Annotated in this window: 12 protein-coding genes; 10 read left to right on the top strand and 2 right to left on the bottom strand. The window is 43.2% G+C overall.

The features are described 5' to 3' along the window. Window positions 1-16 precede the first annotated feature (16 nt). The 4 genes from FPZ43_RS06960 to FPZ43_RS06945 all read left to right on the top strand — a co-directional run bounded on the left by FPZ43_RS06960 (window position 17) and on the right by FPZ43_RS06945 (window position 6139). A complete protein-coding gene (locus FPZ43_RS06960) occupies window positions 17-1282 on the top strand; it encodes a right-handed parallel beta-helix repeat-containing protein (protein WP_146381155.1) in 1266 nt (421 codons plus the stop codon). Window positions 1283-1286: 4 nt separating this feature from the next. Next, window positions 1287-2360, top strand: a complete 1074-nt coding sequence (locus FPZ43_RS06955; protein ID WP_146381154.1) for a phytase — start codon at window positions 1287-1289, stop codon at window positions 2358-2360. Window positions 2361-2486: 126 nt separating this feature from the next. Next, complete coding sequence (locus tag FPZ43_RS06950; protein ID WP_146381153.1) at window positions 2487-4937, top strand: TonB-dependent receptor; 2451 nt, start codon at window positions 2487-2489, stop codon at window positions 4935-4937. After that, the gene (locus FPZ43_RS06945) at window positions 4937-6139 is read left to right on the top strand and encodes a PepSY-associated TM helix domain-containing protein (RefSeq protein WP_146381152.1); all 1203 of its coding nucleotides are present in this window, start codon (window positions 4937-4939) and stop codon (window positions 6137-6139) included. The genes FPZ43_RS06950 and FPZ43_RS06945 overlap by 1 nt, the downstream gene beginning before the upstream one ends. Window positions 6140-6253: 114 nt before the next feature. On the opposite strand, the gene FPZ43_RS19490 is transcribed toward FPZ43_RS06945, so the two are convergent. Next, window positions 6254-6385, bottom strand: coding sequence for a hypothetical protein (locus tag FPZ43_RS19490; protein WP_261381006.1), 132 nt, complete (start codon window positions 6383-6385; stop codon window positions 6254-6256). Between the two features lie 131 nt (window positions 6386-6516). Here FPZ43_RS19490 and FPZ43_RS06940 point away from each other — a divergent pair, with 131 nt between their 5' ends. The 6 genes from FPZ43_RS06940 (at window position 6517) to FPZ43_RS06915 (ending at window position 12952) form a co-directional block, all read left to right on the top strand. Continuing rightward, window positions 6517-7527 carry an SDR family oxidoreductase gene (locus FPZ43_RS06940; RefSeq protein ID WP_146381151.1) on the top strand — a complete coding sequence of 337 codons (1011 nt, stop codon included), beginning with the start codon at window positions 6517-6519 and terminating at the stop codon, window positions 7525-7527. Between the two features lie 119 nt (window positions 7528-7646). Next, entirely contained in the window at window positions 7647-8420 is a 774-nt protein-coding gene (xth, locus tag FPZ43_RS06935) for an exodeoxyribonuclease III (RefSeq protein ID WP_146381150.1), read from the top strand. A gap of 128 nt (window positions 8421-8548) precedes the next feature. Beyond that, window positions 8549-9904 carry a hypothetical protein gene (locus FPZ43_RS06930; RefSeq protein ID WP_146381149.1) on the top strand — a complete coding sequence of 452 codons (1356 nt, stop codon included), beginning with the start codon at window positions 8549-8551 and terminating at the stop codon, window positions 9902-9904. A 131-nt stretch (window positions 9905-10035) separates the two neighbouring features. Next, entirely contained in the window at window positions 10036-10659 is a 624-nt protein-coding gene (locus FPZ43_RS06925; RefSeq protein ID WP_146381148.1) for a hypothetical protein, read from the top strand. A gap of 188 nt (window positions 10660-10847) precedes the next feature. Beyond that, a complete protein-coding gene (locus FPZ43_RS06920) occupies window positions 10848-11942 on the top strand; it encodes a PAS domain-containing sensor histidine kinase (protein WP_146381147.1) in 1095 nt (364 codons plus the stop codon). A 140-nt stretch (window positions 11943-12082) separates the two neighbouring features. After that, a complete protein-coding gene (locus tag FPZ43_RS06915) occupies window positions 12083-12952 on the top strand; it encodes a PfkB family carbohydrate kinase (RefSeq protein WP_146381146.1) in 870 nt (289 codons plus the stop codon). Between the two features lie 52 nt (window positions 12953-13004). Here FPZ43_RS06915 and FPZ43_RS06910 read toward each other — a convergent pair whose 3' ends face one another. Next, window positions 13005-14384, bottom strand: a complete 1380-nt coding sequence (locus tag FPZ43_RS06910; RefSeq protein ID WP_146381145.1) for a methyltransferase RsmF C-terminal domain-like protein — start codon at window positions 14382-14384, stop codon at window positions 13005-13007. Between the last annotated feature and the right edge of the window lie 640 nt (window positions 14385-15024).

Raw genomic sequence — 15024 nt, 5'->3', positions numbered from 1 at the left:
ATTACAACATAACAAAATGAAGTTTAAGCAAACTATAGCAGCAATAATACTATCGGCAACAGTTTTTGCCGGCTGCGAAAAAGCAAACATTGATGTTGATACAACACCCACAAGCGGATCTGCCATTGGCGAGGTTTCCGGTGTGTGGACCAAGGGCAGCGTGCATGAAATAAAGGGCGACATTATTATTCCTGAAGGTAAATCACTTACCATCGAAGAAGGTGTTACAGTATTAATGGATGTCACTGCCAAACCCGAGATTGTGGTTAAAGGCAACCTGTATTCGTTAGGTACTATTGACAACCCCGTTAAGTTTACTGTGAGTGATGCCTACCGCACTGCCGAAAATAAATTTGGTAAGCTTTGGGGCGGCATATTAGCCGCACCAACCTGCGCCGAACTTGTACTTGATTATACAGTACTTGAATACGGAGGTGCAACCACATCGGATGCATCTACATCGGTAAAAATGGGCTTGTATAAGGCTACCGCTGGCGAAAACCTGCCGGCACTTTGGTTTTCAAACGTAAATGGTAAACTGATAGTTCAGCACAGTACCATCCGTAACTTCCAGGAGGATTGTACTTATATTGAAGGTGGCAAGATTATTTTTGCCAACAACCTATTTTACACAACCGGCGTTAGCGGCGGCGAGGCCATGAACTTTAAATCGGGTTGTTTGGCTGATGTTGCCTACAATCTTATTTACGCTACCAACACCAACGCGCTTAAGCTATCAAATGCGGGCGACCGTACGCCGCAGGCTTACATCATTTCGTACAACAATACAATGATCAATACGGGCTGGAGAAGGCCAACTGCAAAAGGCGGTTCTGTTTGGTTGGAAGCTACCGTGCGTGCCGATACTTACAATAACTTATTTACAAACACGCGCTTTGGCATAAAGCACGACCCTAAGAAATTGGAAGATAACCGTTCAAAAAATGATTACAACTGGTACTACGGTTTTGACCAGGCAACGGTTGATCAGTTTCAGGTTGGTAAAAATGATGTTGTAGAAGGTGGCGGTCATGATGTAAGGGGCACAAAAGCAGGAGAAAACGACCCTAAATTTGTTAACTTCCCGCTTAACAACCCTGTTGCCAGCGCTGATTTTAATATCGCATGGGATTTTCACTTGCAAGGTAATTCGCCTGCATTAGGCAAAGGTACAACAAGCTTTACCCGCCACCATAAAGCCGGTATTACGCTTAGCAATGGTTTAACTTACGTATCGCCCGAGCCGGCTACATACGTTGGTGCATATGGTACAAAACTGTAATTGCATGAAAAAACGTAACCTTTTATATACGCTGCCAGTAGTTGCAATCGTTTTATTGAGCACGGCTTGCGGCCAGCAAGGGCCGTTACCTACTGATGTAAAACCCGCCGTAATTACCGAGCCTGTTGCACATGATAGTGATGACCCCGCCATTTGGGTAAACAAAACCGACCCTGCAAAAAGTTTAGTGATTGGAACTGACAAGGATGCCGACGGCGCGCTTTATGTTTTTGATTTGAACGGTAAAATTGTGCAGGACAAGGTGGTGCATAACCTAAAGCGCCCGAATAATGTTGACCTGGCGTATGGTTTAATGTTGAATGGCAAACCTACAGATATTGCCGTAGCCAGCGAACGGATGACGCATAAGCTGCGCATATTTTCGGTGCCCGACATGAAACCTGTGGACAATGGCGGCATTGAGATTTTTGTTGGCGAAACAGGCCCTGAGTACCGCGACCTCATGGGCATTTCGATATACACAGCAAAAGATGGCAAAATGTATGCAATTGCAGGTCGCAAAAACGGCCCTAAAACAGGCGGCTACCTGTGGCAGTATCTGCTTGAGGATGACGGCACCGGCCATGTAAAAGCTACGCTGGTGCGTAAATTTGGCGAGTATAGCGGCAAAAAGGAAATTGAATCTATTGCTGTAGACAACGAATTAGGCTACATCTATTACTCGGACGAGCAGTTTGGCGTGCGCCAGTATTACGCCGATCCGTCAAAAGGAAATAAGCAATTAGCCTTATTTGGTACGACAGGCTTTAAGGTTGACCACGAAGGAATTTCCATTTACAAACTGACAGATAGTACAGGATATATTTTGGTGTCTGACCAAGGTGCAAACCGCTTCCAGTTGTTTAGCCGGGAGGGTACAAAGGCAAATCCATTTGAACATAAACTGCTTGAAATTGTGCCCGTTGCGGCCCGCGAGAGCGATGGATCGGACGTGGTTAACGTACCATTGAATGATACGTTCAAGCACGGCCTTTTTGTGGTAATGAGTACCGATCGCACTTTCCATTATTATAGATGGGAAGACATAGCGGGGAAAGCACTTAAGCTTAAAGATTAGCGCAAAATTATTTGATATGAAAGCCTTGGTATGACTGCCAAGGCTTTTTATTTTCTTATTTAGAAGGATTTTAAATAAGACTTGTATTTATTTAGATTAATTCTAAATTTGCGCAAAATTCGTTGTATGAGCAGATACTTACTTATTACCTTTTTATTCCTTTCCCATTTATCATTCGGTCAGTCGCCTGCCGGGGGCATCAAAGGCTCAATCAAAGGCGATGGTAACGAACCTTTGGCTAATGCCACTTTGTTATTAGAGCCTGCAGGCAAAAGTATTGTTGTTGATGGCGCCGGAAACTTTGCCATGTCGCAAATTGAGCCTGGGCAATATATCATCAATGCTACCTATGTTGGCTACAAAAAAGTAAGTAAGAAAATCACTGTTGAGGCTGGGCGCAAAACAAATGTAAACCTTATATTATCAATCAATGATAATTCGTTGCAGATGGTAGAAATCACCGGTCGCAAAGCCAAAACCTACAAAACCAAATCAACCTTTATAGGTAATAAAACTGAAACAGATATCAAGGACTTGCCACAGTCGGTATCTTATGCCAGTAAAGAACTAATGGCCGATCAGGGTGCCGTGCGCTTAGGCGACGTGGTAAAAAACTTCAGCGGGGTATCGCAGTTCTCTTTTTATGATGACCTCACTATACGCGGTTTCAGGGTGAATGGCCAGAGCAATACCCAGTTGGTAAACGGATTACGCAGCAGCACAGGTTTCTGGAAACAGCCGCTTACCAATTACCTGGAGCGGGTGGAGGTCTTAAAAGGCCCGTCATCGGCTCTTTACGGCAATGCAAGCCCGGGTGGTGTAGTTAACAGGGTAACTAAAAAACCTTTGAATGAAAATCGCAAGTCGATAAGTGTTTCGCTGGGCAGCTTCAATACTTTCAGGGGCCTTGCAGATTTCACGGGCCCCGCCAATAAAGACAGCACATTGCTTTACAGGTTAAACCTTGGTTACGAAGACGCTAACTCTTTCCGCGATTTGCAGTTTGATAAAAACGTGATTGTTGCACCTTCATTAACCTTTATTGCATCGCCTAAAACGCATATCAACTTTGATATGGTTTATAATAGCTCAAAAAGCCGGTTGGATAGGGGGCAGTCTGTTATTGGTAACAATCTTTATTCAACCCCGCAATCGCTATCACTAAGTACGGGCAACGATTACCTGAACGAGCAGACCTACATTGTTACCCTGTCTTTAAATCATAATTTTAACGATCATTTCAGTTTCAACGCTGCGTACTCAAAAACCGGCTACCAGGAAAGTTTGTATGAGCATCGCGGGGCAAATGTGTACGCTAAAGATAAATTAGGTAACGATATACCAAACCTGGTTGCTATGCAAATATTTGCACGTACTCGTAAACGCTATATTGACAATTTTAGCGGATACTTTAATTACAAAGGCAACACCGGGCCCATCGAACATAAAATAGTTGCCGGTTACGATTACGGCAGCGAAAAAACACCTGTTGGTGCATCGCAGCTAACGGCATCGGGCTACCGCAACGCAACCAATACGGGTACAATTGCAAATTACGTTGCCAAAGACAGCCTTAAATACCTGCGCGATTCAAAAGGCAACCCGGTACCCAACGTGCCGTCGTTTGATTTAAACAATTCCATCAACTCGCAGCGCATGCAGGATGATAGCAAAGCCTTCTTTGCGCCTACTAACCTGTCGCCGGCTTATTACTACTTAAATGCCGGTTATATACAGGATCAGCTTAAGCTGGGTAAATTGCAGGCACTAATTGGCGTACGTTATGAATACTATACAGATTTTGCCAATTACGCTACATCTACCCAGGTAAAAACACATTCAAGCGCGTGGCTGCCCAGGTTTGGCCTGGTTTATTCGGCCACAAACAATATCAATGTCTACGGTACTTATGTAATGGGTTACAACCCGCAAACGGCCGCTACATTGTCAAACCCAAATGCAGGTGGCCCTTTTGATCCCGTTAAAAGCAATATGGTTGAGGCAGGCGCCAAAAGCAGCTGGTTTAACGACAGGCTTTTAATTACTACATCGGTTTACCAAATAGAGCAAAGTAATACGCTCTATAACGCCAACGTTGCCGGCCAGCCCGATTTGTTAAGGCCTGTAGGTAAAGAACGTTCACGAGGTGTCGAGTTTGATATTACCGGTCGCCTATCTGCAAATTGGAGCATATTGGCCTCTTATGCATACAATGATGCTAAAATTACCGAGAGCACAATACCTGCCGAAATTGGCGCGCAAAAACCAAATGCACCGCGCAACATGGCCAACATATGGACAAGGTATAACCTGGCTCAAGGGCCTTTGTCAGGTTTGGGTATTGGTTTAGGCGCCAACTATGTAGACAGGCGCACGCTGTCTATTAATCTTGCACAAAGTATCCCGAACTATACATTGCTTGATGCCGCCATGTTTTACACAGTGGGCCGCATGCAGTTGCAGTTTAACGCTAACAACCTCACAGGCAAAAAATACTGGGTAGGTGGCTACGACTATATCCGTTTGTTTCCGGGTACGCCGCGCAACTATTTGCTAACCATGAATTATTCGTTTTAATGATGATCTGGAAAAATGTCAAAAAAGTTGCCGCCTGGCTGCACCTATGGGTTGGCCTTGTAACAGGTATTATTGTAGTAATTGTATCAATAACAGGCTGCATACAGGTATTTGACGAAGAACTTTTTGACCTTGTTCATAAAGATTTGGTTGAAGTAAAAAGAACCGGCCCTGCAAGGCCGGTTTCTGAATTATTAAGAATTGCGCAAAATGCCGTAGGAGAGAGTCAGCCTATAAATTCATTTAAAATTGGGGGAAAGGAAGACAGTTATGTGTTTTCGAACTTCAAAGTAAACGACAAGAAACATCTCACCTTAAGTTACTTTAGCCAGTTTAAGTACAAAAACGATGTTTACATAAACCAGTACACCGGGCAGGTGTTGGGCGTTATTGACAGCCGTTATGAATTTTTCAACGTGGTTGAGCAATTGCACAGGCAGTTGTTATTAATAAAGCCTGTAGGTAGCGTAGTAGTTGGCGGCTGTATCCTACTGTTTTTGCTGATGATGATTACCGGGTTTTTGCTTTGGCTTCCAAAAAACTATCGCCAGTTTAAGCAGAACATTACTGTAAAGTGGAGCGCCAGGTATAAACGCGTAAACTATGATTTACACAACAGCCTGGGTTTTTATGTATTGCCGATAGCCATTATTATAGCTATAACCGGTTTAACATGGTCATTTAAATGGTGGGAAAAAGGATTGTACCAGGCCTTTGGTTCGTCTAAAAAGGTTGAACTTACACGCAAGGCGCCGATTATAAGTACGGCTGACACTACCGGTAATAATATCGACCGGATATTTGATAGCATGCAGGCCAATGTTTTTAATAATTACCGGGTGATTGGTTTTAACCTGCCTGATAAAAAAGAGAACGTAATAATGACCTATGTGTACTTAAAAAACCGCACGGATGGCTGGCGCAACATGAGTTATTATTATTACGACGCCCGCACCGGTAAACTGTTCGATAAAATGGAACACGCTAAAAAGCCGCTTGGATTAAAATGGCGCAACTCCAATAAGGACATCCACACAGGTCGCATATACGGTTTGCCCACACAGTTACTTGCATTTTTTGCAAGTTTTATATGCGCAAGTTTGCCAATCACAGGCTTTTTAATTTGGTGGGGAAAGCGAAACAAAAAGCCCACAAAGCGACGTAGACGAGCATCTGTTATGTCGGAACATGCTTTAAATTAGTAATTTATGCCCACGCGCAAGTAAATGTTATTACTATTTCAACTATAATCTGCTTAAACAAAAAAAAGCCCCAAACAGGAGCTTCTTAATAGGTAGATGATGTATATATGTTGATCAGGCAATCATGCCTGGAATGTGCGTAAGAGCAAAATGAATGGCTTTCAAGTCTAAAACCTTCCTGGTAACAATGTTTATTACAGGGCAAACCTTTACTGATGCTTTTGGATTTTTGTATGCTACTTTCATACTATCACCTTTACTAAAGTCGTGCCAAAAAACAATTGACTTTAAATAACAATTAGTTTTCTTAAAAAGAAATAAATTAAAACTTGTGGTATGTGCAATTAGTTGTCTATGTAAACAAATGCACATATATCATGAATGAAGAACATAAACTAACACGCCGGCAAATTATTGGCGGCTTGGGTGCAACGATAGCAGCAGCGGCAGTATCTCCGGCACTGGCGGGTAACACCAATTCACTCCGACCGGCACCTCTTGCGTCGGCTGATCTTACTAACCCTACTACCAAATATCCGCAGCCGCCGTTTAAAGATCAAAAACAGGCGTGGCCCGGCTTGGTGAGCCAGATGAACCCGCGGCCTGATCATGGAGAGAAAAGTTATAAAGGATCAGGCAGGTTAGCTGGTCGTAAAGCTTTAATTACAGGCGGCGACTCGGGCATTGGCAGGGCAGCTGCTATTGCTTACGCCCGGGAAGGTGCCGACGTAGCCATAAACTATTACCCAACAGAAGAGCCGGACGCACGCGAAGTAGTGGCTTTGATAAAGGCTGAAGGCCGTAAGGCTGTTGCTATTCCCGGTGATTTGCGCGACGAAGCCTTTTGCAAGCGCATGGTTGATGAAGCTGTAAAGCAATTGGGTGGTTTGGATATATTGGTGAATAATGCTGCCAGGCAGCAAACCAAGCCATCAGTTATGGACATTACAAGCGAAGATTTTGACGCTACCATAAAAACAAATATTTACGCACCGTTTTGGACTATCAAGGCGGCGCTTCCGCATATGCCGGCTGGTTCTTCAATCATCGGCACAACATCAGTACAAGCTTATGACCCATCTCCGGATTTGTTCGATTACGCAATAACTAAAGCAGCAACGGCAAACTATGTAAAATCATTAGCCAAACAACTTGGCCCTAAAGGTATCAGGGTAAATGCCGTAGCTCCCGGACCTGTTTGGACACCCCTGCAGGTAAGCGGTGGTTCCACGCCCGAAAAATTGAAGGAGTTTGGCGGACAAACGCCGCTTGGCAGGCCGGGGCAACCGGTGGAACTGGCATCTATCTATGTACAGCTTGCTGCCAATGATGCAAGTTTTTCTACTGGGCAGGTTTACGGCGCTGGTGGTGGTGCAGGGCAACCGTGATCAATATAAATGTTAAAGTAAATGGCTGCACCATTAACGTGCGGCCATTTGTTATTTATGCACTCCTTGTTTATCGCAGGCTAAAATTTTAATACCTTCGGAGTTGTATATTTAAGCTTATGAAAATTGCAACCTACAACGTTAATGGCGTAAATGGCCGACTGCCGGTATTGTTACGCTGGCTTGCCGAAACCACTCCGGATATTGTTTGCCTACAGGAGCTAAAAGCGCCCCAGGAAAAGTTTCCTGAGCAGGCTATCATCGACGCGGGTTACAATGCTATATGGCACGGGCAAAAAAGCTGGAATGGTGTTGCAATATTAGCCCGAAATAAGAAAATAACCGAGCTTGATCGCATTTTACCCGGCGACGATGAGGATCTGCAAAGCCGCATGATAGCTGCTGAGATAGATGGTATTACAGTTGTTTGCCTTTACCTGCCAAACGGCAACCCTGCTCCGGGTCCAAAATTCGATTATAAATTGAGTTGGTTTAAGCGCTTTAATAAATATGCAGCGAAATTGCTGGCATCTGGCAAGCCTGTTGTGTTGGCCGGAGATTACAATGTAATACCCACCGAATTAGATGTATACCGCCCCGAGCGCTGGGTTGATGATGCGCTTTTTCGGCCCGAAACACGCGTTGCTTTTGAAGAGCTTGTAAGCCAGGGTTGGACAGATGCACTTCGCAAACTATACCCGGGTCAAACTATTTATACATTCTGGGATTATTTTCGCAATGCGTACAGCCGCGATGCCGGCCTACGGATTGACCACTTTTTGCTGAGCCCTGCTTTAGATGCACGCCTCGTTGCAGCTGGCGTAAACCGGGAAGTACGCGGATGGGAAAAAACCAGCGACCACGGACCTGTTTGGATAGAAATAAGTGAATAATTTTGCTGGATTGTTAAAAAGAATCCTCTTTATCGGCACAACCATACTTTTTGCCGATACTTGTAATACTTTGTTGTTTCAAATCGCGTTTTTTACGCGTAACAACTGTAAAGCCCATACCCTAATAGATGAAAAAAATTTCTACTCTCGTTAATTTACTATTGCTTATTGTAGTTGCGGGCATATCTGCCTGCACAAAAGGTACAAACACGGCCACAACCATACCCACGCTGGTAACAGTTGATGTAGTGACCGATAATAAAGGCACAACGGCTTACACCGGCGGCTTTGTTACCTCTGGCGTATCCAACTACTCGGCGTATGGCGTTTGCTACAGCACTACCAACCAGGAACCAACAATTGCGGATACCAAGGCTACTGAGAATGTAGTTTCTTACATATTCAGCAATACCTTAACCGGTCTAAGCCCCAATACTGTTTATTATTTGCGTGCTTATGCCACCAATAGTGCCGGTACAGGTTATGGCAATACAATTAAATTCACCACCGGCGGGGATGTATCAGGCGTTTTTGCACAGGTAAGTACTTTTGCCGGAAACGGAGCTGCCGGCTTTGCAAATGGTACAGGTACTGCAGCATCATTCAACGCACCAACCGGTGTAGCTACAGATGCTTCTGGCAATATTTACGTAGCGGATGCCTCAAACTCGAGTATTCGTAAAATTACCCCTGCAGGTGTTGTAACTACCCTGGCAGGAACCGGCGTTTTGGGCTATCAGGATGGTCCGGGTGCAACTGCACAATTCTATTCACCATCAGGCCTTGCTGTTGATGCAGCCGGCAATGTTTATGTAGCTGATAGGGGCAACCATCTGATACGTAAGATAACTGCAACGGGCGTTGTAAGTACGCTTGCAGGTAGCGGCAGCGTTAATTACAATGATGGCACCGGTGCCGGAGCAAGTTTTAATACACCTACTGCTGTAGCTTTAGATGCTTCCGGAGCTAACCTTTATGTGGCCGATTTGGGTAACAATCTTATCCGCAAGGTAACCACTGCTACCGGAGCTGTTAGCACTATTGCCGGGAGCCGCACGCAAGGTTTTAAAAATGGTATTAGCACCGAAGCCAACTTTAATAAACCAAGCGGCATTGCGCTTGATGCCGCCGGTAATATCTACGTGGCCGAAGCCGGATCAAACGTGATACGTAAAATAACTTCAGACTTTTTGGTAAACGTTTACGTAGGTGGCCCTGGTGCTACAACAGTAGTGGCGGCCCCAACCTCATTATCTTTTGACGCTGCAGGCAACTTGTACATAACAGACAAAAATGGCCGCATCCTAAAAATAAATACGCAAAAACAACTTACGGTATTGGCGGGTACATCAGGCACTAATGGTTCAACAAATGGCAGTGGCAGCACAGCATTGTTCAACAACCCAAGCGGCATTGCTGCTGACGCACAAGGAAACGTTTACGTTGCTGATGCTGGCAATAATTTGATACGTAAAGTAAAGTAATCAGCCATACATCATGGCGCATTACTAAACAAAAGCAATATTTTTAGGTTAAACACAGCAGGACTTTATGAAAATAACAGTCCTGTTTTGTTTACTATTGTTTTTTGATTGACAAGTTATTTGATAAGCTTATGAACGGTTTCATGGTTTTGTTTGCAGATAGGATAAAGGCCTTTTGGGATAAAATGCCGGAAAAAGACATGCAGAAGCTTTTTGCAGATGTGTTAGTATATGCAAACACCCATCCCGAAACTTTTAAACGGGAAGTAGCCGAAGTACAGTTTAACAAACAATTGCAGCCATTCCCTATAGTGGTTGAGGCACTCGCAAAGGGTACAGACAGGTGGGGCGACTACTTTGTGGAACAAATGGACCATATTTTTGAAAGGGCAAAATCATCAACCAATCCGCAGTTCGTGGTTGACCATTTGATAGAGTATGCACAGATAGAGCGGGACACGCTTCCATTTGTAAAGAAAATAGTTGACCGCTTGTACAAAGAGCTATTCTCTGACAATATCGTAACTAAAAGCGCCGCGATATCCATATTGCCCCGGTATTTGAAAAACCCGCTCGTTGATAATCAAAAAGCAATGATACGCGAGCTGCAAAATAAGCTAATCAATCCCAAATGGCGCATTCGCTATACTGCCTACATAGCATTAAAAGCCGAAAAATTACTTCCAAAAGGCTTCAGGCTTTCTTTTTCGGACATGGTGTTACGTTTATACTATGGGCGTCCACTCACATTTTAGCACGCAATTTGCCAATTGACGTTTAAAGGCGCTTTTCGTTAATGTTTTTGTAACAACGCAACTGTTATGATGAAAAATCGTCATAAATAGCTGAACATTTGTTGTATACGCGCCGTATAAACATCAAAGCGCTCGTTTGCAGTATTACCACTGTTGCAAAATTTCAAGGGCGTTTGCAAATAAATCGCATGTCTGCAGTATTACAAGAGTATTTTGATAAGGACTTGTTCAGCCTGGAGCGCTTCTTTGAGGTAACAGCCGATTTGATGTGTATTGCCGGTTACGATGGTTATTTCCGTCGTATAAACCCGGCTGTATCAAAGTTACTTGGCTATTCTGAAGAAGAGCTGTTTGCCCGGCCCATAAGCGACTTTATTTACTGCGAAGACAAAATGCTTACTGCTGTGAACAGGCAGTTATTAGTTAATGATGTACCGCTTATTAACTATGAAAACAGGTACGTTAAAAAAAACGGGGAAATTGTTTGGCTATCCTGGACATCTATGCCTGTTAAGGAGGAGAAAGTAGTTTACGCTATTGCAAAAGATGTAACGCATAAAAAGAAGCAGGATCATGATCGTAATCTCCTGATCAAAGAACTTACGGTTATCAACAGGGAACTGAAGCAACTTACTTACGGGGCATCTCATGATATGCGATCGCCGGTAAATAATTTGCTTATGATATTTGGTATGCTAAACGTTAACAAAATAGAAGACAAGAATACTGTTGAGTTTATTAACGTACTGCGCCAGGCAACCGAAGATTTAAAAGATACCCTTAACAATTACCTCGATGATATGGCCTCTGCGCGTACAAGCCATAACAACCCCATGCAAGTAAGTTTTGCAGAAAGCCTGGAAACTGTAAAGCGATCTTTAAGTGCGCTAATTATAAACTCGGGTACGCAGATAAATGCCAATTTTAAATGTGCGCCCGGTGTTGCCTTCAATAAAGTATATATGGATAGTATTTTTTTAAATATGATATCCAACTCTATTAAATATGCCCGGCCCGGCCATCCGCCGGTAATAAATATCTCATCCGTTTGCCAGGATGGTGTTTGCCAGCTTACTTTTAGCGATAACGGGATAGGCTTTGATATGGACAAGGTGCACGACAAACTTTTCGGGCTACAGCAAACCTTTCATGATCATGATGATAGTAAAGGCATAGGCCTGTATCTTGTGCATAGCTACGTGACTAATCTGGGCGGGCAAATATCAGCGCATAGCGAAGTAAACAAGGGCACCACTTTCACCATCACTTTTAAAAAGGATTAGTTCGCGTCCTCAATCCTTTATTGCCAGCCGTAAAAGCTTTCTTGCATTTTGTCATTTTTATTATCGTTACATTAAGTTTTAATAAACAATTTCTGCAGGTTTATTACCTTAGCAACCTTTGGTTTTAAAACACTTTTTGCATGTACGATATTTGTTGCATTGGTCACGTTACGTTAGATAAGGTAGTAACATCCCGGGCAGAAAAACATATGGCCGGCGGCACGGCTTATTATTTTTCTAACGCGATACAGCATTTGCCGGTAAAATATAAACTGGTTACTGCACTTGCGGAAAGCGAGATGCAAAGCGTTACCAACTTGCAGGATAAAGGCATTGATGTAAAAGTGTTGCCGAGCCAGCATTCGGTATATTTCGAGAACATTTATGCCGAAGACCAAAATCATCGCACGCAACGTGTTTTGCAAAAGGCAGATGCTTTTACCGTAAATGATCTGCAAGATATCGAAGCCACAATATATCATATAGGTGCGCTTCTTGCCGATGACGTATCTACCGAACTTATTAAATATCTTTTTGGAAAAGGTAATGTTGCTGTTGATGCACAGGGTTACCTGCGTGAGGTAGTTAATCAAAAAGTGAATGCCATTGACTGGGCCGATAAACGTGAGGTGTTGCAGTACATAGATATTTTAAAAGTAAACGAGCACGAACTTGAGGTACTTACCGGTATCGCTGATATCAGGGAAGGGGCAAAAGTATTGGCCGATTGGGGTGTGAAAGAAGTTGTTGCCACTCTTGGTAGTGAAGGGTCGATTATTTATGCCGATGATGTATTTTACACTATACCTGCATATAAGCCGGAAGCAATTGTTGATGCAACTGGTTGCGGCGATACCTATATGGCGGGGTATTTATATAAACGGGTAAAAGGCGCGGGTATCCAGGAAGCCGGGGAATATGCTGCTGCAATGGCTGGCATTAAAATTGGCGCCTCGGGTCCGTTTGAGGGTAACGAAGCTGATGTGCTGACAATGCTTCACAATAAATAGAAATAGAAAGCCGCCTATATAATAAATGTAGGCGGCTTTACTACTATGGCAATTAGTTTGCCGGTGGTTTAGATACTATCCTTATCTCCTTGGGGTAGTAATTGTTAATACGGTTTGGTAACAGTTTTGCCCAGCCAAGCGCAAGCCCCTCAAAAGTCATCAGGCTCCAGCCTTTTCCGGCAATATTTATATCTATGTCATCCCGCCTTAAATATTGTATGGCCTGCTCATGGTTTAACGGCGTTGATAAAACAGCATCCTTATTAACAATTAGGCTTTGCGCCAGTTCATGATCGGGTATCAAATCTTTCCCTGCAAGTTTGCCAATCCGCACACCAGATTTCTTGATGTATAGATGCCGGTGTAGCATATTCAGGCTTTCCTTATGTTCACGGTTTATAGCCAACCAGTCATCATTCACTTTAAACAGGTAAAAGTCATCGGCATTGTTAATATATGTCTTTATAATATCTATCTCTTTGGCAGGTAGTTTTTGCTGACCATTGTTTTTGTAGTTTGATATTCCGCCGCTGCTTACCTTTTTGCGCAGGCAAGCCGCAAATAAACCTTCACCCTTAACTTTACCCGGATAGAACCTGTAACCCCACGCTTTTTGCTGGTCCGACTGGCTTTCAACAATGCCCCAGTCGTTATTTATAGGTATGCGTACGCTCTCAAGATCAAATTCGCTGCATAGCCAATCCAATATGTCTTCATTCTCCTGGTGCGAGTAAGAGCACGTACTATATATAAGGTGTCCGTTTTCTTTTAAGGCAGGGTACACATCGGCAAGGATCCGTTCCTGTCGTTGGTGGCAAAGGTTTACGTTGCCTTCGCTCCACTCATTCATCGCAGCCGGATCTTTACGGAACATACCCGAACCGGAGCATGGTGCATCAACCAAAACAATATCAAAAAAGCTGTTGATGCTCTTAAAATCTCGGGGATCGTTATTAGTTACAATAACATTTGAAGTTCCCCACCTATTAAGGTTATCTGTTAATATAGGTACACGCGTTTTAATGATCTCGTTTGCTACCAGCAAATCACTGCTTTGTAGCGCCGAATTAAGCAGGGTGCTTTTGCCGCCTGGTGCGGCACACAGATCGAGCACCTTAACTGGTTCGGCCATATCTGTGCGGATAGTTTTCATCACGTGATCAATAAACATAGATGACGCTTCCTGTACATAGTAAGCGCCCGCGTGGAAAAGCGGGTCAAATGTAAAGGAAGGCCGTGCAGTTAAATAGAATCCATTTGTGCACCATGGCACTTGTTGATCGGTTTTAGTAGCTGATATTTTAAAAGGATTAAGCCTTATTGATGTTATTTGCTCAGATGTATGGTGTGCATCAACAAAATTTTGACGGTCAAACCCGGGTTCGTTGGCCAATGAGTCTAAAAAATGAGGCGGAAAAGCAGTGTTATCCATATGTTTTTCAAATTTACACAAAATAAAACTGTGGATTTTCGAGGAGTCTCAATTTTAGCAAATGCGATTTTTTAGGCGTTTTACGCGTTTTTTGGATAGTTTTTGATATTTGAAGAGCAAGAATAGGTGCCGTAGTTAGACGCTTTGATAATATCAGCAACCTATTTTGAGCTATAGTACAGATAGTTACAGATTGTTTTAATTATTTTAAAATTCTTTTTGCCAAATGGACTTACAGCCGTACATTTGTATCCCGCTCAAGAACGTAGAGAGGTTGTTTTTTGAAGAGATAGCAGGTTAAGAAGACGTTAAAATAAAATGAAAATTTTACTTGACAGAAAGCTTTAAAATTTGCATCTTTGCAACCCGCAAATGAGGTAACTCGGAAGCGGAAAAACAAAGAAAACAAGCTTTAAAATTTAAAAAAATAAAGTTTGGAAATAATAGAAAAGGTTATTACCTTTGCAACCCGAAACGGGGGAGAGGAAATCGGAAACGACGGACTTTAAAACGTTAGGCCTGAGAGCAATTCTCAGGAGCGAAAAGATTGAAGATTTGAAGCCGCAACGGCTGAAGATATAAAAGCAGATTCGAGAGATGAAGCGAAGAAGTTCTTAAAGAGATTAGAAAATAAAATAAT

This window comes from Mucilaginibacter pallidiroseus, assembly GCF_007846085.1.
In the GTDB taxonomy this organism is placed as follows: domain Bacteria; phylum Bacteroidota; class Bacteroidia; order Sphingobacteriales; family Sphingobacteriaceae; genus Mucilaginibacter; species Mucilaginibacter pallidiroseus.
Note: the sequence above shows the minus strand (reverse complement) of the source record. Positions and strands in the feature narration are given on the sequence as shown.